The organism is Pseudoxanthomonas sp. J35, assembly GCF_000513995.1.
Lineage (GTDB): Bacteria > Pseudomonadota > Gammaproteobacteria > Xanthomonadales > Xanthomonadaceae > Pseudoxanthomonas.
Genome location: NZ_AZVB01000022.1, coordinates 5,001 through 25,741, shown reverse-complemented (window position 1 = coordinate 25,741; position 20,741 = coordinate 5,001). Strand labels below are relative to the sequence as shown.

The window sequence follows — 20,741 nt, the reverse complement described above, 5'->3', positions numbered from 1 at the left end:
GGTCAGTTGCGGCGCAGGTTCTTCAGCGCGTCGGCCATGGCGCTGTTGAACGGCGCGGCCTGCTGCTGCGGCCCACGGCCGGCGTTGCCGCCGCGGCCGCGGTCGTTGCCGCCACGCGGACCGCGCGCATCGCGGTCGCCGCCACGCGCGTCGCGCGCGCTGGCCTGGCCCGGTTCGTCGCTCATGCGGCAGGTGAGGGCGATGCGCTTGCGCGCCACGTCCACCTCCAGCACCTTCACCTTGACGATGTCGCCGGCCTTGACCACGTCGCGCGGGTCCTTGACGTAGCGGTCGCTCAGCGCGGAGATGTGGACCAGGCCGTCCTGGTGCACGCCGATGTCGACGAAGGCACCGAACGCGGCGACGTTGCTGACCACGCCCTCGAGGATCATGCCCGGGCGCAGGTCCTTGATGTCCTCCACGCCGTCGGCGAACTTCGCCGCCTTGAATTCGGGGCGCGGGTCGCGGCCGGGCTTCTCCAGCTCCTTCAGGATGTCGCGCACCGTCGGCAGGCCGAACTTCTCGTCGGTGAACTGCTCCGGCTTGAGCGAGCGCAGGAACGCGGTGTCGCCGATGATCTGCTTCACCTGCTTGCCGCTGCCGGCAAGGATGCGCTCGACCACCGGATAGGCTTCCGGGTGCACCGCCGACGCGTCCAGCGGCTGCTCGCCGTCGGCGATGCGCAGGAAGCCGGCGCACTGCTCGAAGGTCTTCTCGCCCAGGCGCGGCACCTTGAGCAGGGCCTTGCGCGAGGGGAAGGCGCCGTTCTGGTCGCGGAAGGCGACGATGTTCTCGGCCACGGTCGGGGTCAGGCCGGACACGCGTGCCAGCAGCGCGGCCGAAGCGGTGTTCACGTCCACGCCGACCGCGTTCACGCAGTCCTCGACCTTGGCGTCGAGCGCGCGCGCCAGGCGGAACTGGTCGACGTCGTGCTGGTACTGGCCGACACCGATCGCCTTGGGCTCGATCTTCACCAGCTCCGCCAGCGGATCCTGCAGGCGCCGCGCGATCGACACCGCGCCACGCAGCGACACGTCCAGGTTCGGGAACTCCTTCGCCGCCAGTTCCGAAGCCGAGTACACCGAGGCGCCGGCCTCGCTGACCACGATCTTCTGCATCCTCAGCTCGGGCACCAGCTTGAGCAGATCGCCGGCGAGCTTGTCGGTCTCGCGCGAGGCGGTGCCGTTGCCGATCGCGACCAGCTGCACGCCGTGGGCGAGGCACAGCCTGCGCAGCGTGGCCAGCGACTGGTCCCACTGCCGCTTGGGCTCATGCGGGTAGATGGTGTCGGTGGCGACCAGCTTGCCGGTGGGATCGACCACGGCGACCTTGACGCCGGTGCGCAGGCCCGGGTCCAGACCCAGCACCGCCTTCGGGCCGGCCGGCGCGGCCAGCAGCAGGTCCTTGAGGTTGTCGCCGAACACGGCGATGGCTTCGGCCTCGGCCTTCTCGCGCGCCTGGTTGAACAGGTCCAGCATCAGGTGCAGGTGGATCTTGGCGCGCCAGGCCAGGCGGCAGGCGTTGCGCAGCCAGGCGTCGGCCGGGCGGCCCCTGTCGGCGATGCCGGCGTGCAGGGCGATGCGGCCCTCGGCGTAGGCGGTGCCCGCGTCCGCGTCGGCGCCGGCCTCCAGGTCCAGCTGCAGGAATTCCTCGCGGCGGCCGCGGAACAACGCCAGCAGGCGGTGCGAGGGGATCTTCGCCAGCGGTTCGGCGTGGTTGAAGTAGTCGCGGTACTTCTCGCCGGCCGCTTCCTTGCCCTCGACCACCTTGGAGCGGATCACGCCTTCGCGTTCCAGCCACGCGCGCAGCTCACCGAGCAGGGTCGCGTCCTCGCCCCAGCGCTCGATCAGGATCGCGCGCGCGCCTTCCAGCGCGGCCCTGGCGTCGGCCACGCCCTTCCCGGCGTCGACGAAGCCGGCGGCGAATTCCTCCGGAACGCGGGTCGGATCCTCGACCAGGCCGTCGGCCAGCGGCTCCAGCCCGGCTTCGCGGGCGATCTGCGCGCGGGTACGGCGCTTCTGCTTGTAAGGCAGGTACAGGTCTTCCAGGCGCGACTTGCTGTCGGCCTCCTCGATCTGCGCGCGCAGTTCGTCGGTGAGCTTGCCCTGCTCCTCGATGCTCGTCAGGATCGCCGCGCGGCGGTCCTCCATCTCGCGCAGGTAGCCCAGGCGCACCTCGAGGTTGCGCAGCTGGGTGTCGTCCAGGCCGCCGGTGACCTCCTTGCGGTAGCGCGCGATGAACGGCACGGTCGCGCCTTCGTCGAGCAGCGCGACGGCGGCCTGCACCTGCTGTGTCTGCGCGCCGATCTCCTCGGCGATGGTCTGGGCGATCTTGCGCGCGAGCGCGGGTGAAATCTCGGTCATGGACTGCGGTTTTCGCGGGGAAAGATTCGGAAAACCGATTGTCGCCCCCTGCCGCCGGCGATGTAAGCCGTTGACAAGCGCCGCCCGCCTGGCCCCCCGATCCGCCTCAGTCCGCGCCCATCGCCGCCGCGCGGGCGCGTGCCTCGGCCAGGGTCGGCACGTTGAGGCGGACCCGCTCCTCGTCGCTGACCACCGCCTCGTCCACCGGGTAGAGCTCCGGCGGGCCGCCTGGCGTGGGCTGGTGGTACTGGGTGCCGTACCACTGCGGCAGACCGCGCTTCATCAGCAGCCGGTCCCAGGCCGCCGCGGTCAGCCACAGCGCGGGTCCGTTGTCCGGATCGAGTGCGACCGCGACCTGGGCCAATGCCAGCGCGAGGCGGGAATCCTCCATCGTGTCGCCATGCTGGAACACGATGCCGGCATTGAAGTAGTCGATCGAGGTGCGCAGGGTGCCTGCGCGCAGCATCGCCAGCACCTCGTCGCGATGTGCCTGGTCCTGCCGTCGCACCGCCGCCCGGTCGACCTGGTCCTGGCCGCGATCCTGCTGGTCGGCCAGGAAGATCTCCCACATGCGCGGGTTGTCGGCGATGTCCGCGGGCGTGGCGGTGGCCAGCCTGACCGGCGCCAGTAACAGCAGGGCGAGGAAGAAGAAGCTGCGCATGCGGCCTCCCTGTTGGCGGTGGGTGCCGACAGGGAGGAGGAATGGCTTACAGCCCCATTTCCCGCAGCACGTGCGGTGCAGGGTAGACCGTTTCCATCAGCCAGCGCATGTAGCGCATGTCGACGTGGACGGCGCGCTTGTAGCGCGGGTCGAACCACCAGCTGGCGCTGACCGCTTCCCAGTTGCTGTCGAAGTTCAGGCCGATCAGCTCGCCGCGGGCGTTGAGCACCGGCGAGCCGGAGTTGCCGCCGGTAGTGTCGAGGTTGGTGAGGAAGTTGACCGTCTGCGTGCCCAGCGCCGGATCGGCGGTGTCGCCGAAGTCGCCGCGCGCGATGGCGTCCAGCAGCGGCTGCGGCGCGTCGAACGGGACCTGCCCGGTGTTCTTCTGGACGATGCCGGCCACCGTGGTCACCGGCGCGTAGCTCACCGCGTCGCGCGGCTCCAGGCCCTGCAGGCTGCCGTAACTGACCCGCAGGGTGCCGTTGGCGTCGGGGTAGAGCGGGCGACCCTGTTTCCCGCGCCACGCCGCCAGTGCGTGCATGTAGGCCGGGCGCAGGCGCAGCTGTTCGCCCTCGCGGGCCTTCTGCTCGGCCTCCAGGCGGATCTGCGCCGGCACCAGCCGCGCGGCCAGTTCCAGCATCGGGTCGGCTTCCATCGCCTGGCCCTGGCGGGCGGCCTCCAGCCGCGACAGGCGCGCCGCTTCCCCACCCAGGGCGGTGGCCGCGTACAGGCGCTCCAGAGTCTGCTCCAGCTCGGCCGGGGTGCGGCCGAAGGCCTCGTCGAACTCGGGCACGCGCTGCGCCTGCGGCAGCGCCAGGTAGCGACCCAGCAGTTCACGCAGCAGCGCCTTCTCCACCTGCGGATCGAAGCGGCGCTGGACCTGGCGCAGCATGCCTTCGATCAGCGCCACGTCGCGCGCCTGGAAACCCTTCTCGCGTTCGGCGTCCGGCCTGGCCGATTCGATGCGCAGGCGTTCCAGCTGCAGCGCCGAGCGCAGCAGCTGGGTCTGCGAGGCGACCAGGCCCAGCAGCAGGTCGCGCTCGCGGCTGGCCGAGGCGGCGGCGAGGACCTCGGCCAGCGCCTGGATCTGCCTGCGGTCGGCGGCGCTGGTGGCGGCCAGCATCGCCTTCTCGTCCTGCGCGCGCTGGCGCACCGCGTCGCTGCGGCGCAGGCCTTCCAGCTCGCCGGCGGCGCGCTTGCGGTTGTTCTTCAGGCTCTGCACCTGCGAGGCGTAGCGCGTGGCGGCCTCGGCATTGCCGCGGGTGGAGGCGTCGATCGCGGCCAGCAGCGCGTCCATCACCTCCACGCGTGCCGGCAACGTCCATTCCACCTGCTCGGCGAACTCGGCGGCGGTGCGGTGGCGGAAGGTCACGCCCGGATAGCCGGCGAGCATGGCGAAGTCGCCCTCGCGCGGGCCGTCCTTCGCCAGCTGCAGGTGCGACGGCGGCTGGAACGGCACGTTGTCCGGCGAATAGGCCGCCGGCTTGCCATCGGGGCCGACATAGGCGCGCAGCAGGGTGAAGTCGCCGCTGTGGCGCGGCCACATGAAGTTGTCGACCTCGTCGCCGTAGTTGCCGATCGCGCGCGGCGGCGCATAGACCAGGCGCAGGTCGCGCAGCTCCAGCTGGCGGATCCGGTAGAAGTCGGTGCCGGCGTACATGTTGGCGATGCTGCAGCGGTAGCCGGCCTCGCGCTCGCACTCGGCGACGATGCGCTTGCTGGCCGCGTCGACCGCGTCGTAGTAGGCGCGACCCTGCTTGCCGCGGGCCTGCGCCAGCACCTCGTCGGTGACCCGGTCGAAGCCGACGGTGACCAGTACGCGGAAGTCCGGGTTGGCCGGCAGCTCGGCGGCGCGGTCGGCGGCGATGTAGCCGTTGTCGATCAGGTTGCGCTGCGGGCTGCTGTTGTACTGGATCACGCCGTAGGCGACGTGGTGGTTGGTCAGCACCAGGCCGTCGGCGGAGACGAAGGCGCCGGTGCCGCCGCCGGCGCGCACCACCGCGTTGAGCGGCGCGGCGGTGAGGTCGGCCAGCCCGGCCGGGTCGCCGGCGAAACCGGCCTGGCGCATCTGCGCGGCGATCTGCGGCAGCTGCGAGGGCATCCACATGCCTTCGTCGGCATGGGCGGCGGGCAGCGCGGCGAGGCAGGCAAGGGCCAGGGCGGTCCGGATCGGCTTCATCGAGGGTTCCATGGATCGAGGAAACCGCCGACGTTAGCCCGCCGGCGGCGCCGGCGACAACCGCCGCAGGTCATGCGCCGCTCAGCGCTCGGTGCGCCAGTTGACCGAGCCGCGCGTTTCCACCGTGCTCGATTCCAGTTCCACGTCGAAGCCGCGGTTGAGCAGGAACTTCAGCACCACCACCTGGCCGGCGCCGACCATCGACACGCCGTAGCCGACGTAGATGCGCGGCGACAGGTACTTGCCGATGCCGACCACCGAACCGCCCAGCGCGCGCGAATGCATCACCCCGGCGTCGTCGAAGCCCAGCCGCGTGCCCAGCTGCGCGGCGAGCAGGCCGGTGCCGGCCGACAGCGCGGCGGAGGTGGCGGTGACCTGCTGCGCCTGGCTGCGGGTGACGCCTTCCAGGCTGCGGCCCAGCATCAGGTAGGCCAGCGCCTCCGACTGCGGCATCGCCGGGTTGGACCACACGTTGAGCTGCGGCGCGGTGGCGCTGCCGGACACGTCGATGCCGGCGAGCACGTCGTCGATGGGGCGCTCGGCGCGCAGGTTGATGCGCGGGTCGGCGATCTGGTCGTTGCTCCAGGTCAGCTGGCCGTTGGTGATGGTCAGGTCCTGGCCGTAGGCGCGGTAGCGGCCGCCGACCGACAGCGCGCCGGTGGCGAACATCTCGTGGCCCGGCCGCGAACGCACCTGCAACTGGCCGCTCATCGTGCCGTTGAGGCCGTAGCCGGTGATGGTGACGTTGTCGGCGATGGCCAGGGTCAGCTCCATGTCCAGCGGCGCGCTGCGCTGTTCCTCCGGATCCACCGGATCGACCACCACCACGTCCTCGGAGGCGGACACGCCCTGCTCGAAGCGCTCGAGGTTGACCTTCGCCCGGGTCACCTCGACCTCGCCGCGCAGGACCATGGTCGGCCCGTCCATGCTGAACTGCAGGTCCGGGTTGGCGGTGGCGTTGAGCATCGGCGTGTCGGCGATCAGCACGTCCTGGCCGTGGATGCGCAGCTCCAGCGGCGTGGCCTGGCCGAACCAGGACAGGCGGCCGTCGAGCATCAGCGGCTTCTCGCCGGTGTTGACCGAGGCGGACACCGTCGCCGAGCCATCCGGCTGTGCGTCGACGCTGCCCTTGCCGTCGCTGAGGCTCAGGCCCAGTGCGGGCAGTTCGCCCTGGAAATCCTCCAGCAGCAGCTGCCCGCCCATCAGTGGTTCGCTGCGCGTGCCGCGGAGGCTCATGTGCCCGCGGATCACGCCGCGCGGGCGCACCAGGTCCGGCGAGAACAGCTCCAGCCAGAACAGCTGCGAGATGTAGGTGTACAGCTCGCCGGTCAGCGGCGAATGCGGTTCCCAGCCGGTGTCGAAGGTCGCGTCGACGTAGCCGTTGCCCTGGAAGCCGCTGCCGAGGCGGCCGTGGATCTTCTGCGGGTCGAAGTCCAGGTCGAGGCTGAACTGGTCGTAGCGGAACATCTCCCGGCGCGCGTTGTTGCCCAGGCGCAGGCCGCCTTCGAGCGAGGCCAGGTGCACGCCGCCGGTCCAGCGGTTGCCCTGCGGGCGGATGCTGGCGTCCAGGCTCAGCTCGCCGCGCAGGACCAGCGCGCGGCCGCCCTGGTCGGGCAGCCACGGCTGCAGCAGGGTCAGCGGCAGGCGGTCGCTGTGCACCACCAGTCCCTCGCGCGGCCAGTCGGCGCGTGCGCACAGCTGCCCGTCGCCGAAGCCGCGGGTCGACAGGCAGGCCGGCTGCAGCTGCCAGCGCTGGCCCTGCACGTTGAAGGCCGCCGGCGCGTCCAGGGTCCAGGCATTGCCACGCGCAGGTTCGATCCGGATGCGGTCCAGCGAGCCCTGCCAGGCGGCGCCGCGCCGTTGCACCTGGCCGGCCAGCTGCAACCCGGCCGCGTCGGGGCTGTCGGCGGAAACCTGCAGCTCGAGGTCCTCGACCGCGCCACGGGCATGCACGTCGAGCTGGCGCAGCGGGATGCCGATTTCCAGTTCGCGGCCCTGCAGGACCAGGTCGCCGCGCGCGCCGCGCCACGGCAGCCGGCCACGCAGGTCGACCGCCCCGGCGCTCCAGTCCTCCCAGCGCACGCCGCGGGCCTGTATGTCGGCCTGCAGGTCGGGCGCCTGGCGGGTGCCGGTCAGCTGCAGCGAACCCTGTACCTCGCCGGCGCCGTCGGGCAGCACATCATCGATGCGCAGCGGCGCCAGCTGCGCGGTCACGTCGATGCGGTTGCCGACGCGGCCGCTGGCCCGCACGCGGCTCTGGCCCAGGCCCAGCGCCAGTTCGCCCTCGCCTTCCTCGCCACGCAGGCTGAAGCGGCCGTTGCCGGACAGCGCGCGCCCGCGCAGGCGGCCACCGAGCGACTGCACCTGCGCATCCGCATCGAAGCCGCCGCCATCACGCGCACGGCCGGTGGTGGCGATGCGGCCGTTGACGTTGCCGTCCCAGCCGGGCGCGAAGTAGCCCGGGTCGAAGCCGTCCAGCGCCAGGGCCAGGTCCCAGTCCAGCACCGGGTCCCAGCCGGCCTCGCCGGTGGCGCGCAGGGTGCCGGTGGGCATGCTCGCCTGCAGCGAGTGGATGCGCGCGCGACGCTCGTCGCCGCGCACGTCCAGCACCAGGTCGGCCTGCTGGCCGTCGCGGCGCAGGCTGGCGTCGCCGTAGGCGGCCCAGTTCTTCATCGAACCGGCCAGGCCCAGCGCCGCATCCACGCCGATCGCCGGCGTCGCCGGATCGTCCGCTTCGAACACCAGGCCGCGCGCGTCCAGGGCGAAGCGGAACCGGCCGTCCTCCGGATCGGTGAAGTCGGCGCGGCCGCGCAGGCGGGCGGTGCCGCCATACAGCTCCAGCGCCAGCGGCGCCACCTCCAGCACCTGCTCGTGCAGGCGCACGTGCGAGGGCGCGATGGTCACCTGCTGGTCGGCGAAGCCGATCCGGCCGGAGAGGTCGGCCGCGCCGCCGGTGCCATTGGCCTGCACCTCGAATTCCACCGGGTTCGAAGACGGCTCGCCGGTGGTCAGCAGCGCCGGGTCCAGGCCCTCGCTGCGCGCGAGCAGGTGCCAGGTGGGGGCTTCCTCGTTGCCGCCGAGCGTCAGCGTGGCGCGCAGCGGCTTCGGCGCGCGGCCGCCGATGCCGACTTCCATGCCCGACAGGTCGCCGTGTGCCAGCAGCCCGAAGCGCGGCGCGCTGTGCCCGTGCGCCACCGGCAGCACCGCGGTGACCAGCAGGTCGCTGCGGTAGTCGTTCACCGGCTCGTAGTTGCCGTGTACCGAGAACAGGCCGAGGTCGCTGTCGATCTTCAGCTGCCCGGCGTGCAGGAAGCCGTTGGCGATGTCGATGCCGCCGCGCAGGTGGCGGATGTCGATCACGTGCTCGCCGCCGGAGCTGACGGTGAGGCCGTCGATGACGATGCGGTCGGCCTGGATCGCCAGCGGCATCTCGATCGCCGGCAGCGATTCGGGCCAGCGCGGCAGCTCGAACGGCTCGTCGCTGCGCATCAGGTTGAGCGTGGCACCCTCGATCTCGAAGGCGTCCAGGCGCAGGCGCCGGCCGAGCAGCGGACGGATGTCCGGATCCAGGTGCGCGCGCCGCGCGGTGAAGCGGTAATCCTGGTAGCGGAAATCCAGGTTGTGCAGGGTCAGCGGCCCGGCCAGCGGGCCTTCGGCCTTCTCCCAGGTCAGCGTGGCCCCCACCGGCAGGCGCGAGATCACCTGCGCCAGCAGCACGTCGCGGCCGGCCACGGTCTGCAGCAGCCAGTACAGCAGCACCACCGCGCCGACCACCATGGCCAGCACGCCCAGCCCCGACCAGGCCCAGAAACGCCGGCGCCGGTAGAAGCGCGGACGCGGCGCTGGCGGAGGCGTGGCCGGCGCGCTCACAGGTTGGCCCCGAGGCTCAGGTACAGCTGGAAGCCGGAATCCGGGTCATCCAGGCCGTGGGCGATGTCGATGCGCACCGCGCCCACCGGCGAGCGCCAGCGCGCACCCACGCCCACGCCCAGGTGCAGGTCGAACTTGTCGTCGAAGGCGTCGCCGCCGTCGATGAACGCGGCCATGCCCCACGGCCCGGCGTTGAAGTAGTGCTCGTACTCGACCGAACCGGTGAGCACGTAGCGCGCGCCGGTGGCGAAGTTGTCCGGCGGCGGCGTGCGCGGGCCCACCTCGCGCCAGGCGTAGCCGCGGATGCTGCGGTCGCCGCCGGCGAAGAAGCGCAGGCTCGGCGGCATCGCGATCAGGTCGTCGGTCCAGGTCGCGCCCGCTTCGCCGCGCACGATGAAGCGGTCCGCCGCACCCACGCCCTGGAACCAGGTGGCGCTGGCCCAGCCCTGCAGGAAGCTGGTGTCCGAACCCGCGCCGCCGATGCCGCCGCGCAGCGACACGCTGCCGCTGATGCCCTTGCGCGGGAACAGGCGGTCGTCCACGCCGATGTAGTTGGCGGTGACCTCCGGGTACAGCAGGGTGGAGTACGTGTACAGGCGCTGGCCGGTGTCCACGTCCATGTCGTAGCTCCAGCGCTCGCGCAGCGCGTTGAGCGAGGCCACCGCGGTCAGCCGTTCGGTGATCTCGCCACTGCGGCTGGCGATCAGCTTGATGTTGCGCAGGTCGATGTAGTCGGTCTGCTCGTCGTAGGCGCCCAGCGCGCCGGTGTACCAGCCGTCCAGCCAGGCGAAGGCGGGGATGCGGTACTGCAGCAGCAGGTTCTTGCGGTTCTGCGCCCAGTCCAGGTCCCACAGCAGCTTGTGGCCGCGGTCGTTGACGTAGCGCCGTTCGACGCCGAAGCGCACGCCCATGCCGCTCTCGGTGCCGTAGCTGAGGCCGGCGGTGTAGACGTTGCGCTTGGCCCGCACCAGGGTGACGTCGATCGGCACGCGCAGGTCGTCGGTGGCGTCGTCCGGCCGCGGCTGGATGTCGATCGCGCTGAAGTAGTCGAGCTTGACCAGCGAGGTGCGCAGCCGGTCCAGCTTGCCCTGGTGGAAGTAGCTGCCTTCCTCCCAGGTCACCAGCTTCTCCAGCAGGCCGGGGCGGAAGTAGTCCTGGTGGAAGGTGGTCGGGCCCATGTCGTAGCGGAAGCCGCTGTCCCAGACCAGGTCGATGTCGGCGGCATGGTCGGCGCGGGTGACCCGCACCTCGCGCTCGAGGAAGTCGGCGTCGAAGTAGCCACGCTCGGCCAGGCGCCGGGTGATGGCATCGCGGCTGGCCTCGTAGGTGGTGTGGTCGAACGCCTCGCCCACGGCGGGGCGGAACTTGGCCAGGTCCTCGCCCAGGTAGGGATCCTCGCCGCCGGGGCCGGCGATGGCGACGTTGGCATCGCGCACGCGCACCGGTTCGCCCAGGCCGACGTTCACCGTCACCACGATGCGGTTGTCGGCGTCGCGCGTGGAGTCGATGGCGATGTCCGGCGAGTAGTAGCCGAACGGTTCCAGCGCCTGGCGCGCCTCGCGCTCGGCGCTCAGCAGCAGGAACTCCAGCCGCGATTCGCCCTGCACCTGGCCGATGGACGCGGTGAGGCCCAGCGCCAGGCGCACGTTGTGCTCCATGGCCTCGTGGTCCTCGAGACCGCGGATCTCGACGCGGTCGATGGTGCCCCGCGCCCAGGCGGGGCAGGCCACCAGGCACAGGAGCAGGGCGAGGAGCAGGCGAGGGCGCATGCGCTCAGGATAACGGGGCCGATCAAGGCCCCGTTAACCCTCCATCACCTCGTTCAGTTCGACAGGTGGCCGATCGCCGCGACCGCGCCGAAGCGGTCGGCCAGGCGCTTGAGCAGGGCCAGGCGGTTGGCGCGGACCTCGGGCTGCTCGGCGTTGACCATGACCTGGTCGAAGAACGCGTCGACCTGCGGACGCACCCGTGCCAGGCGCTCGAGCACGCGCACGTAGTCGCGCTGGTGCAGGGCCGCGTCGGTATCGCCCAGCGCCGCTTCCACCGCCTCGCCGAGCGCGCGCTCGGCCGGTTCGGTGAACAGCGCCGGGTCTTCCATCGCCGGGATGGCGACGTCGGCCTTCTTCAGGATGTTGCCGATGCGCTTGTTGGCCGCGGCCAGGGCTTCGGCTTCCGGCAGCGCGGCGAAGGTGCCGATCGCGTCGATGCGGGTGTCGAAGTCGGCCAGCGAGGCGGGCTTGAGTTCCGCCACCGCGTTGAAGTGCGCGGCCGGCACGCCCTTGTCGGCGTAGTAGCCGCGCAGGCGGTCGAGGATGAAGTCGTACAGCTCGCCGGCGTCGGCGGACGTGGTCGCGCCGTCCTTGCCGGTGGGCAGCGGGCCGATGGCTTCCACCGCCTTCGCCAGCAGGTCCTTGAGCGACAGGTCGAAGCCGCTTTCGATCAGCGTCCGCGCCAGGCCCAGCGCGTTGCGGCGCAGGGCGAACGGGTCCTTGTTGCCGGTCGGCTTCAGGCCCGCGGCGAAACCGCCGGCCAGGGTGTCAAGGCGCTCGGCGATGGCCAGCACCTTGCCCAGCGGCGACAGGGCGATGTCGTCGCCGGCGAAGCGCGGCTGGTACGCCTCGTCGATGGCGATGGCGATTTCCGTGGGCTCGCCGGCGGCCAGCGCGTAGTGGCGGCCCGCGATGCCCTGCAGCTCGGGGAACTCGTTGACCATGCGCGACTGCAGGTCGTTCTTGCCCAGCTGCGCGGCGCGGCGCGCCTGCCCCGGATCGGCACCGACCTGCGCGGCGATCGCCTCGGCCAGCGCGGCCACGCGCGCGACCTTGTCGGCCACCGTGCCCAGCCTGGCCTGGTAGGTGACGGTCTTCAGGCCCTCGCCCATCGCCAGCAGGCCCTGCTTGAGGTCCTCGTCGAAGAAGAACTTGGCGTCGGCGAAGCGCGGGCGGATCACGCGCTCGTAGCCCTTGCGCACCTCGGCCACGTCCTTCGACTCGATGTTGGCGATGCCGATGAAGTGCTCGGTCAGCCTGCCGCCGGCGTCCAGCACCGGGAAGAACTTCTGGTTGATCTCCATCGTCTCGATCAGCGCTTCCTGCGGCACGGCGAGGAAGTCGCGCTCGAAGCTGCACAGCACGGCCGACGGCCATTCGGTCAGGCACACGACCTGCTCGAGGTTGTCCTCGGTGATGCGGGCGGTGCCGCCGGCCTGTCCAGCCGCCTTCCGCGCTTCGGCGACGATGCGCGCGCGGCGCTCCTGCGGGTCGACCAGCACGCGCGCGCCCTGCAGCGCGTCCATGTAGTCCCCCGGCTGGCCGATCCATACCGGCTTGTCGTGCTCGAAGCGATGGCCGCGGCTCATCCGGTCGGACTTCACGCCCAGCACTTCCACGTCGACCACGTCGCCGCCCAGCAGCACCACCAGCCAGTGCACCGGCCGGGCGAAGGCGTAGTCGTGGCCGCCCCAGCGCATCGGCTTGGGGATCGGCATGCCCGCGATGGCCTCGGCGATGATCTCCGGCAGCAGCTCGACGGTGCGCGCGCCCGGCTTCACCGAACGGTGCACGAAGCGCTCGCCCTTGGCGTCGGTGGTGCGCTCCAGCGCGGTCCAGTCCAGGCCGGCCTTGGCGGCGAAGCCTTCCAGCGCCTTGGTCGGGCGGCCTTCGCCATCCAGCGCGATGTTCAGGTAGGGGCCGAGCACCTCGGAGCGCTGCTCCGGCTGTTCGGTGGCCACCCCCGGCAGCAGCACCGCCAGGCGCCGCGGGGTGTACAGCGGACGGGCGTCGCCCACTTCCATGCCGACGCCGCGCTTGCCCAGCGCCGCGACCACGCCGTCGAAGAAGGCCTGGGCCAGGCCCGGCAGCGCCTTGACCGGCAGCTCCTCGGTGCCCAGTTCGATCAGCAGGGGTTTCTGTTCGCTCATTTCGTGACCTCAGGCTTGCCCTTCTCCCGGGAGAAGGTGGCGCATCGCGCCGGATGACGTTTCGGCTCGGGCCGGGCGCCGCTTTCGCGGTCCGCCTGGCCCGCAGGCGGCGAGGGGCTCAGCTGGCCTGGCCCTTCAGCCCGGGGAAACCGAGCTTCTCGCGCTGGGCGTAGTAGGCCTCGGCCACGGCCTGGGCCAGCCGGCGCACCCGCAGGATGTAGCGCTGGCGCTCGGTCACCGAGATCGCGCGGCGCGCGTCGAGCAGGTTGAACGAGTGCGAGGCCTTGCACACCTGCTCGTAGGCCGGCAGCGGCAGGCCGGCCTCGACCAGCTTCAGCGCCTCGGCCTCGCAGGCGTCGAAGCGGTGGAACAGCTCGGCGACGTCGGCGTACTCGAAGTTGTAGGTGCTCTGCTCGACCTCGTTCTGGTGGTACACGTCGCCGTAGGTCACCGGACCCTGCGGGCCGATCGTCCAGATAAGGTCGTAGACGTTGTCCACGTTCTGCAGGTACATGCACAGGCGCTCGAGGCCGTAGGTGATCTCGCCGAGCACCGGCTTGCACTCCAGGCCGCCGGCCTGCTGGAAGTAGGTGAACTGGGTCACTTCCATGCCGTTGAGCCAGACCTCCCAGCCCAGGCCCCAGGCGCCGAGGGTCGGCGATTCCCAGTTGTCCTCGACGAAGCGCAGGTCGTGCACGCGCGGATCGATGCCCAGCGCCTTCAGCGAACCCAGGTACAGCTCCTGGATGTTGTCCGGGTTGGGCTTCATCACCACCTGGTACTGGTAGTAGCGCTGCAGGCGGTTGGGGTTCTCGCCATAGCGGCCGTCGGTGGGGCGGCGGGACGGCTGCACGTAGGCGGCGTTCCACGGCTCCGGACCGAGCGCGCGCAGGAAGGTGGCCGGGTGGAAGGTGCCGGCGCCGACCTCGAGGTCGAGCGGCTGGATGAGCACGCAGCCCTGTTCGGCCCAGTAGGCGTTCAGCGCCTGGATCAGTCCCTGGAAGGTCGGTCCGGTCATCGGCTTTTATTGCGGTGCGGAAAAGCGGGCTAGTATAGGGCCGGCCCCGCGCCATGCGGGTTTCCACCGTTTCAGAAGCTACTTTTTCCTGCCGGTCCCCGCCCCCGTGAATGCCGCCCGCCGTGCGCCCTTCCTCATCGTCGAAACCGGCCAGCCGGTGGGCAGCCTCAAGCGTTACGGGCGCTTCCCGCACTGGATCCGGGTCGCCGCCGGGCTGCGCGCGGGCGAGGTGGTCGAGGTCAACGCCGAACGCGGCGACCCGCTGCCGGAGGCGTCCAGCGTGGCCGGGGTGATCGTCAGCGGCTCGGCCGCCTTCGTCACCGACCGCGCCGAGTGGAGCGAGCGCACCGCCGGCTGGATCCGCGAGGCGGTCCAGGACGGCACCCCGCTGCTGGGCATCTGCTACGGCCACCAGCTGCTGGCCCACGCGCTGGGTGGCGAGGTCGACTACAACCCGGCCGGGCGCGAGTCCGGCACCGTGTTCATCGACCTGCACCCGCCGGCGTTCGAGGACCCGCTGTTCGCGGGGATGCCGCCGCGCTTCGCCGCCCATGCCACCCACCTGCAGACCGTGCTGCGGCCGCCGGAGGGCGCCACGGTGCTGGCCCGTTCCGAACAGGACGGCTGCCACGCCTTCCGCTGGGGCGAGCGGGCCTGGGGCGTGCAGTTCCACCCCGAGTTCGCCACCCACCACATGCGCGGCTACGTGCATGCCCGCGCCGAATGCCTGCGTAACCACGGCCGCTGCCCGCGCACCGTGGCCCGCGAGGTCAGCGCCGCGCCGCAGGCCCGGCGCCTGCTGCGGCGCTTCGTCCAGCACGCGCGCGGCAGCGCGGGGCGGCCGGCGCCGCAGGCCTGAAGGACACCCCGCGCGGCCACGGCATTCCGACGGCCGATCACCGATAATCCATGGCGCGCGTCCGGTTCGCGACCGCGCCTCAACGGGAACAGGATGGACACGATACGCAAGCTGCCGGCTTCGGCCGGCGCCGAATGGGTGCTGGGTGGCTTCGCCCTGCTGCGCCGCGCGCCGGTCGCGCTGGGCACGCTGGGCGCGCTGTGGGGCCTGCTGGCCTCGCTGGTGGTGACCCTGGGCTTGGCGGTGCCGGCGCTGGGCACGATCCTGCAGCTGCTGGTGGCGCTGGCCGGCCCGGTGCTGTTCGCCGGCCTGCTGTGGGCGGTGCGCGAGGTCGCGCACGGACGCCCGGCCCTGCCGGGGCACCTGCTGCAGGGCTGGACCGAGGGCCGCTGGCCGCAGCTGCTGGCCACCCTGTTGCCGCAGGTGGCCGCCGGCCTGCTGCTGGGCGTGATGCTGCTGGTCCTGGTCGGGCCGCAGCAGCTGCAGCAGCTGGCCCAGGCCAGCGAGGAGCTCAATGCGATGGCCCAGGCCGGGCAGCAGCCAACGCCCGAGGAAGTCGAGGCGCTGGTCGCCGGCCTGCCCTCCGGGCGCATCCTGCTGTGGCTGCTGCTGGGCCTGGCCGCCGCGGTGGCGGTGGCGATGACCGTGTTCGTGGCGGTGCCGCGGATCCTGTTCGACCGCCGCGACGGCCTGGCGGCGATGGGCGACAGCCTGCGCGCCTGCCTGCGCAACCTGCCGGCGCTGGCGGTGTTCCTGCTGCTGGTGATGGTCGCGATCTTCGCGATCTATTTCGGCGTGCTGGTGCTGACCCTGGTGGTGCAGCTGCTGGCCGGGCCGGTGGTCGCGATGTGGATCGCGCAGATGCTTATGATGGCGGTGCTGATGCCGCTGCTGGCCGGTGCGGTTCACACCGCCTGGAGCCAGCTGTTCGGGCAGGCGGCGCCGGTCGCGACGGCGGTGGCCAGCAGCCAGTTCGAGGCCTGAGGCCCGGCCTCAGTCGGCGGCGTCCGCGGCGTGGCGCCGCGCGACCACCCGCGAGGCGACGATGCCGGCCTCGTATAGCAGGCACATCGGCACGGCCAGCAGCAGCTGCGAGACCACGTCCGGCGGGGTGATGATCGCCGCCAGGACGAAGATGCCGACGATCGCGTAGCCGCGCCCGGCGCGCAGCTGGTCGGGCGTGACCCAGCCCAGCGCCACCAGGATCACCAGCGCCACCGGCAGCTGGAAGCTGGCGCCGAAGGCCAGGAAGATCACCAGCACGAAGTCCAGGTAGGCGTTGATGTCGGTCATCATCGCCACGCCCTCGGGCTTGATCGCGGCGAGGAAGCCGAACACCGCCGGCAGCACCACGAAGAAGGCGAAGGCGCAGCCGGCGTAGAACAGGGTCACCGCCGACACCAGCAGCGGCATCGCCAGGCGTTTCTCGCGCTGGTACAGGCCCGGCGCGACGAAGGCCCAGGCCTGGTACAGCAGCCACGGCGCCGACACCAGCAGGGCGACGAAGAACGCCAGCTTGAGCGGGGTGAAGAACGGCGAGGCCACCTGCACCGCGATGAGCTGGCCGCCGGCCGGCAGCTTGTCCAGCAGCGGCGCCGCCAGCCAGGCGTAGAGCCTGTTGGCGAACGGCAGCAACAGCAGCAGCACCAGCACCAGCCCGGCCAGCCCGCGCAGCAGGCGCGTGCGCAGCTCCAGCAGATGCTCCATCAGGCTGCTTTCGGTATCGGACTCAGGGCCGGCGTGGTTCATCGCCATGCTCCGTGTCCGGTGGGGGGATGGCGCCTGCGTCCGGGAGGGCGCGATCGCCGGCTGGCGCGCTGCCGGCATCGGCGGCGGCCGGGGGCGCGTCCTCGACCTGGCGCCGGACCTCGTCCAGCTGCCGGCCGGCGCTGTCCAGGCCTTCCTGCACCGGGGCCTGCACCTGGCCCAGCTCGTCCTGCAGGCGCGCCTGCGCCTGCTTCAGGGCGGCCTGGGTCTCCTGCACGCTGCGCTTGAGTTCCACGGCCTCCAGTTCGCGCTCCAGTTCGGCCTTGACCGAATACCACTGCGCGCGGGCGCGACGCACCCACAGCCCGGCGAAGCGGGCTGCCTTGGGCAGCCGCTCCGGACCAAGCACCACCAGCGCGACCACTGCGATCAGCAGCAGTTCGCCGAAGCCGATATCGAACATCCGCGCGTGACCGACGCGGGATCAGTGCTGGGCGCGATCGCGCTCGGACTCGGCCTTTTCCTCGGACCGGCGCTCGTCGCCGATCTGGCCGGCCGGCTTCTCCGGATCGCGCATGCCTTCTTTGAAGCCCTTGACCGCTTCGCCCAGGTCGCGGCCGGCATTGCGCAGGCGCTTGGTGCCGAACACCAGCAGCACCACCACCAGCACAATGATCCAATGCCAGATGCTCAGACCGCCCATGGCAAGCTCGCAGAATTAGAGAGGGCGGACAGGATAGCGCAGGCTCACGGCAGCGGTTCGGTCCGGGTGCCGCTGTCTTCCACCGGCTGGAAACCCTGGCTCGGCGCCGGGGCGTTGGCGGCCGGCTGCGCCGGTACCGCCGGCAGGGTCTGCGCGGTGTCGACCGGCTGGGCGACCCGGTTGACGGGCGCGGGCGCCGCCGCGGCGCTGCCGCCGCCGGAACGGGCGACCCGCGCGTTGTGGGTGGCTTCCTCCAGCTGGTCGCGGAACGCGACCACCGCATCGGACGGCGCGACCTGGGCGCGGCCTTCGAAGACCATGCGCGGGGTGGTGTTGGGTCCGTAGATGCGGGCCTGGGCGTCGCGGTCGATCTGCAGCACCGCGCCGTCCAGCGACACGCCGGCGAACAGGCCGCGGGCGCGCGACCACGACCAGATCTCGGCCTTGAGCTGGCCGTCGGTGGCCGCGGCGGCGTTGCGCCCGACCGGGCCGGCCGCCACGCCGGCGTCGGCGCCGAGGGTGAACTTGCCGTTGACCACGTTGTCGAGGCTGCGGTCGTTGCGGAACACCAGCACCACGTCGGCCGACTGCACGCCGGCCTGGAAGCCGATGCTGCCGCCGGTGAGGGTCACGAATACCGGGTTGGACCAGGTGCCGTCGGCGGCCTTCACCGACATCAGGCCGTGGCCGCGGCGGCCGCCGAGCACCAGGCCGGCCTTGATCGTGTCGGGAATGACCACGATGGCGCGGGCCTCGTCCAGCAGCTTGTCCGGGATCGCCTGCTCGGGAATCTGCTGGATCTCGGCCAGCACCCGCACCGCGTTGCGTGCGCGCTCGTCCTCCGACGGCGCGGCGGCGACGTGGCCGGCGGCGAACAGGAGGGTCAGCGCCAGGAGGATCTTCGGAAGACGCGGCATGCGATGGCTCCGGAATGGACTTGATGCGGCTCCCCGGCCGCGGATGCGACCGAAGCTAATGAGCGGGCGATGAATCGTCCATGACGCCACGCCGTCCGTACAGGGGGCCGCGACCCGGCGCGGCCTCTCTGTCAGAATGGGCCATGGCCGACGCACCCGACACCGCGCTGATCGTGGTCAACCTGGGCACGCCCGACGCGCCCACCGCGCCGGCCGTGCGCCGGTACCTGGCCGAGTTCCTTGGCGATCCGCGGGTGGTGTCGATCCCGCCGCTGCTGTGGAAGCCGCTGCTGCACGGGCTGATCCTGCCGCTGCGCGGTCCGCGCTCGGCGGCCAACTACGCCAGGATCTGGCTGGACGAGGGTTCGCCGCTGCTGGTCTACACCCAGCGCCTGGCGGAGGCGGTGGCCGCGCGCCTGCCGCAGTGGCGGGTGCTGTCGGCGATGCGCTACGGCGCACCGGCCCTGCGCGGCGCCCTGCGCGCGCTGCGCGCCGAAGGCGTCCGCCGCCTGGTCGTGCTGCCGCTGTACCCGCAGTACTCCACCACCACCACCGCCTCGGTCGCCGACGTGGTCGCCGAGGAAACCCAGGGCATGGACGTGACCCTGGTCGAGGACTATTCGACCGATCCGGCCTGGGTGGCCGCGGTGGCCGCCTCGGTCAACCGCTACCGGCACCAGCACGGCGCCGGCCGCCACCTCCTGTTCTCCTTCCACGGCATCCCGCAGCGGCTGGCCGATGCCGGCGACCCGTACCCGCAGCGCTGCACGGACAGCGCCAACGCGGTGGCGGCCAGCCTGGGCCTGGAGCCGTCGCAGTGGTCGATGTCGTTCCAGTCGCGCTTCGGCCGCGAACGCTGGCTGGAGCCGTCGACCCTCGCCGAGCTGGACCGCCTGGCCGATGCCGGCGTGCGCGAGGTCGACGTGGTCTGCCCGGGTTTCGCCGTGGACTGCATCGAGACCCTGGAAGAGGTGGCCCTCGGCCTGGCCGAACACTTCCAGTCCAAGGGCGGGCGCCTGTCCTACATTCCCTGCCTGAACGACCACCCGTCGCATGCCGACGCGCTGGCCCAGCTGGCGCGCCGCGTCGCCTGCGAGCCGTGACCCGGTGAACCCGAGGGAACTGCGCCTGCCGGTGGCGTGGGGCGAGCTGGCCGGCCTGCGTCTGGAGCGTCCCGGCAGGCCGCGGGTGATCGCCCTGCATGGCTGGCTCGACAACGCTGCCAGCTTCCTGCCGCTGCTGCCGCACCTGCCGGAACTGGACCTGCTGCTGCTCGACCTGCCCGGCCACGGCCGCAGCACGCACCTGCCGGCAGGCGCCGAGTACGGCCTGGCCACCCATCTGCACGCTACCCTCGACGCTGCCGATGCGCTGGGCTGGGACCGTTTCGCCCTGCTCGGCCATTCCATGGGGGCGGCGATCGCGACCCTGGTCGCCGCGGCCGCACCGGCGCGGGTGGACCGGCTCGCGCTCATCGAAAACCTCGGTCCGCTGGCCGAAGCGCCGGAGAACACCGCCAGCCGCCTGCACAACGCCGTGGCTGCCGCCCGCGCGCTGCCCGGGAAGTCGCTGCGCGTCTTCCCCGACCTGGCCGTAGCGGTGCGCGCGCGCATGCAGGCCAGCCAGCTGGACGAAGCCAATGCGCGCCTGCTGGTCGAACGCGGCACCCGCGAGGTCCCCGGCGGCCACGTCTGGTCCAGCGATCCGCGCCTCACCCTGCCGGCGGCGACCCGCCTGGACGAAGCGCAGGTGCAGGACCTGCTGGGCGCGGTCACCTGCCCGCTGCGCATCCTCTACGCCGATCCGGCGCAGCCGTACTTCCCGGATCCGCTGCGGCGCGCGCACCTGGATGCAGTGCCCCACGCCGAGGCGACCGTGCTGCCGGGTGGCCACCACCTGCATATGGACCAGGCGCCGCGCGTCGCCGCCTGGCTGGGTGGTTTCCTCGCCGGTTGAGCGCTTCCGCCGCGCGCGGCATCGACATTCGCCCGCGCAGCCCACAGGATGCGCCTGTCTCCGCAAGGGCTGGGCCGCATGGCGCTGTATCCCCTGTTCGCAGAACTGGAAGGACGCGAAGTGCTGGTGGTGGGCGGCGGCGAAGTCGCCGCGCGCAAGGTCACCGCGCTGCTCAAGGCCGGCGCCCTGGTCCGCCTGCATGCGCATGAGGTGCTGCATCCCGAACTGCGCGAGGCGCTCGATGCCGGCCGCATCGAGCGCCTGGCCGGCGACTTCGACCCGGGCTGGCTCGATGCGGTGTGGCTGGTGGTCGCCGCCACCGACGACGTTGCCTTCAATGCCGGCCTGGCCGCCGAGGCCGGCCGCCGCCGGCGCCTGGTGAACGTGGTCGATGACGCGGCCCTGTCCACCTTCCAGGTTCCCGCGGTCGTCGACCGGGCCCCGCTGGTGGTGGCCGTTTCCTCCGCCGGCTCGGCACCGATGCTCGCACGCCGCGTGCGCGAGCGCCTGGAAACCCTGCTCGAGCCTTCGCTGGGCACGCTGGCGGCCCTGTTCGGACGCCACCGCGAACGCATCCGCGAGCGCCTGC

The 20,741-nt window shown here is 71.9% G+C and carries 15 protein-coding genes and 1 pseudogene (1 of these 16 only partly in view); 5 read left to right on the top strand and 11 right to left on the bottom strand.

Annotated elements, in window-relative coordinates; translation table 11 throughout:
- Positions 1 to 2: 2 nt before the first annotated feature.
- The 7 genes from PSEJ35_RS0111700 to glyQ all read right to left on the bottom strand — a co-directional run bounded on the left by PSEJ35_RS0111700 (position 3) and on the right by glyQ (position 14,010).
- Positions 3 to 2,363, bottom strand: a complete 2,361-nt coding sequence (locus tag PSEJ35_RS0111700; protein ID WP_028917959.1) for a Tex family protein — start codon at positions 2,361 to 2,363, stop codon at positions 3 to 5.
- Positions 2,364 to 2,469: 106 nt separating this feature from the next.
- Positions 2,470 to 3,024, bottom strand: a complete 555-nt coding sequence (locus PSEJ35_RS17265; RefSeq protein WP_051412658.1) for a hypothetical protein — start codon at positions 3,022 to 3,024, stop codon at positions 2,470 to 2,472.
- A 46-nt stretch (positions 3,025 to 3,070) separates the two neighbouring features.
- The gene (locus PSEJ35_RS0111690; RefSeq protein WP_028917957.1) at positions 3,071 to 5,215 is read right to left on the bottom strand and encodes a S46 family peptidase; all 2,145 of its coding nucleotides are present in this window, start codon (positions 5,213 to 5,215) and stop codon (positions 3,071 to 3,073) included.
- A gap of 69 nt (positions 5,216 to 5,284) precedes the next feature.
- Entirely contained in the window at positions 5,285 to 9,073 is a 3,789-nt protein-coding gene (locus PSEJ35_RS0111685) for a translocation/assembly module TamB domain-containing protein (protein WP_028917956.1), read from the bottom strand.
- A complete protein-coding gene (locus PSEJ35_RS0111680; RefSeq protein ID WP_028917955.1) occupies positions 9,070 to 10,842 on the bottom strand; it encodes an autotransporter assembly complex family protein in 1,773 nt (590 codons plus the stop codon). Before PSEJ35_RS0111680 ends, PSEJ35_RS0111685 begins: the two co-directional genes overlap by 4 nt.
- Positions 10,843 to 10,895: 53 nt before the next feature.
- A complete protein-coding gene (gene glyS, locus PSEJ35_RS0111675) occupies positions 10,896 to 12,992 on the bottom strand; it encodes a glycine--tRNA ligase subunit beta (protein ID WP_028917954.1) in 2,097 nt (698 codons plus the stop codon).
- Positions 12,993 to 13,110: 118 nt separating this feature from the next.
- On the bottom strand, positions 13,111 to 14,010 hold the full coding sequence (gene glyQ / locus PSEJ35_RS0111670) for a glycine--tRNA ligase subunit alpha (RefSeq protein ID WP_028917953.1): 900 nt from the start codon (positions 14,008 to 14,010) through the stop codon (positions 13,111 to 13,113).
- 106 nt (positions 14,011 to 14,116) lie between these two features.
- Between glyQ and PSEJ35_RS0111665 the strand changes: the two genes are divergently transcribed.
- Together PSEJ35_RS0111665 and PSEJ35_RS0111660 are read left to right on the top strand one after the other, a co-directional pair.
- Entirely contained in the window at positions 14,117 to 14,869 is a 753-nt protein-coding gene (locus tag PSEJ35_RS0111665) for a glutamine amidotransferase (RefSeq protein ID WP_028917952.1), read from the top strand.
- 93 nt (positions 14,870 to 14,962) lie between these two features.
- Positions 14,963 to 15,853, top strand: coding sequence for a BPSS1780 family membrane protein (locus PSEJ35_RS0111660; protein ID WP_028917951.1), 891 nt, complete (start codon positions 14,963 to 14,965; stop codon positions 15,851 to 15,853).
- 9 nt (positions 15,854 to 15,862) lie between these two features.
- Here PSEJ35_RS0111660 and tatC read toward each other — a convergent pair whose 3' ends face one another.
- The 4 genes and pseudogenes from tatC to PSEJ35_RS0111640 all read right to left on the bottom strand — a co-directional run bounded on the left by tatC (position 15,863) and on the right by PSEJ35_RS0111640 (position 18,196).
- Positions 15,863 to 16,618 carry a twin-arginine translocase subunit TatC gene (gene tatC / locus PSEJ35_RS0111655; protein ID WP_028917950.1) on the bottom strand — a complete coding sequence of 252 codons (756 nt, stop codon included), beginning with the start codon at positions 16,616 to 16,618 and terminating at the stop codon, positions 15,863 to 15,865.
- 100 nt (positions 16,619 to 16,718) lie between these two features.
- A pseudogene (gene tatB, locus PSEJ35_RS16130) lies at positions 16,719 to 17,039 on the bottom strand (Sec-independent protein translocase protein TatB); the annotation flags it as partial.
- A 21-nt stretch (positions 17,040 to 17,060) separates the two neighbouring features.
- A complete protein-coding gene (gene tatA / locus PSEJ35_RS0111645; RefSeq protein WP_028917949.1) occupies positions 17,061 to 17,279 on the bottom strand; it encodes a Sec-independent protein translocase subunit TatA in 219 nt (72 codons plus the stop codon).
- A 44-nt stretch (positions 17,280 to 17,323) separates the two neighbouring features.
- A complete protein-coding gene (locus PSEJ35_RS0111640; protein WP_028917948.1) occupies positions 17,324 to 18,196 on the bottom strand; it encodes a lipid-binding SYLF domain-containing protein in 873 nt (290 codons plus the stop codon).
- Positions 18,197 to 18,339: 143 nt separating this feature from the next.
- Here PSEJ35_RS0111640 and hemH point away from each other — a divergent pair, with 143 nt between their 5' ends.
- The 3 genes from hemH to PSEJ35_RS0111625 all read left to right on the top strand — a co-directional run.
- The gene (hemH, locus tag PSEJ35_RS0111635) at positions 18,340 to 19,299 is read left to right on the top strand and encodes a ferrochelatase (protein ID WP_028917947.1); all 960 of its coding nucleotides are present in this window, start codon (positions 18,340 to 18,342) and stop codon (positions 19,297 to 19,299) included.
- A gap of 4 nt (positions 19,300 to 19,303) precedes the next feature.
- Complete coding sequence (locus tag PSEJ35_RS0111630) at positions 19,304 to 20,152, top strand: alpha/beta hydrolase (protein ID WP_051412662.1); 849 nt, start codon at positions 19,304 to 19,306, stop codon at positions 20,150 to 20,152.
- Positions 20,153 to 20,230: 78 nt separating this feature from the next.
- Positions 20,231 to 20,741: the 5' portion of an NAD(P)-dependent oxidoreductase gene (locus PSEJ35_RS0111625; protein ID WP_028917945.1), read on the top strand. It continues 500 nt past the right edge of the window; the window shows 511 of its 1,011 coding nt (coding positions 1-511); its start codon is at positions 20,231 to 20,233; its stop codon lies beyond the right edge, outside the window.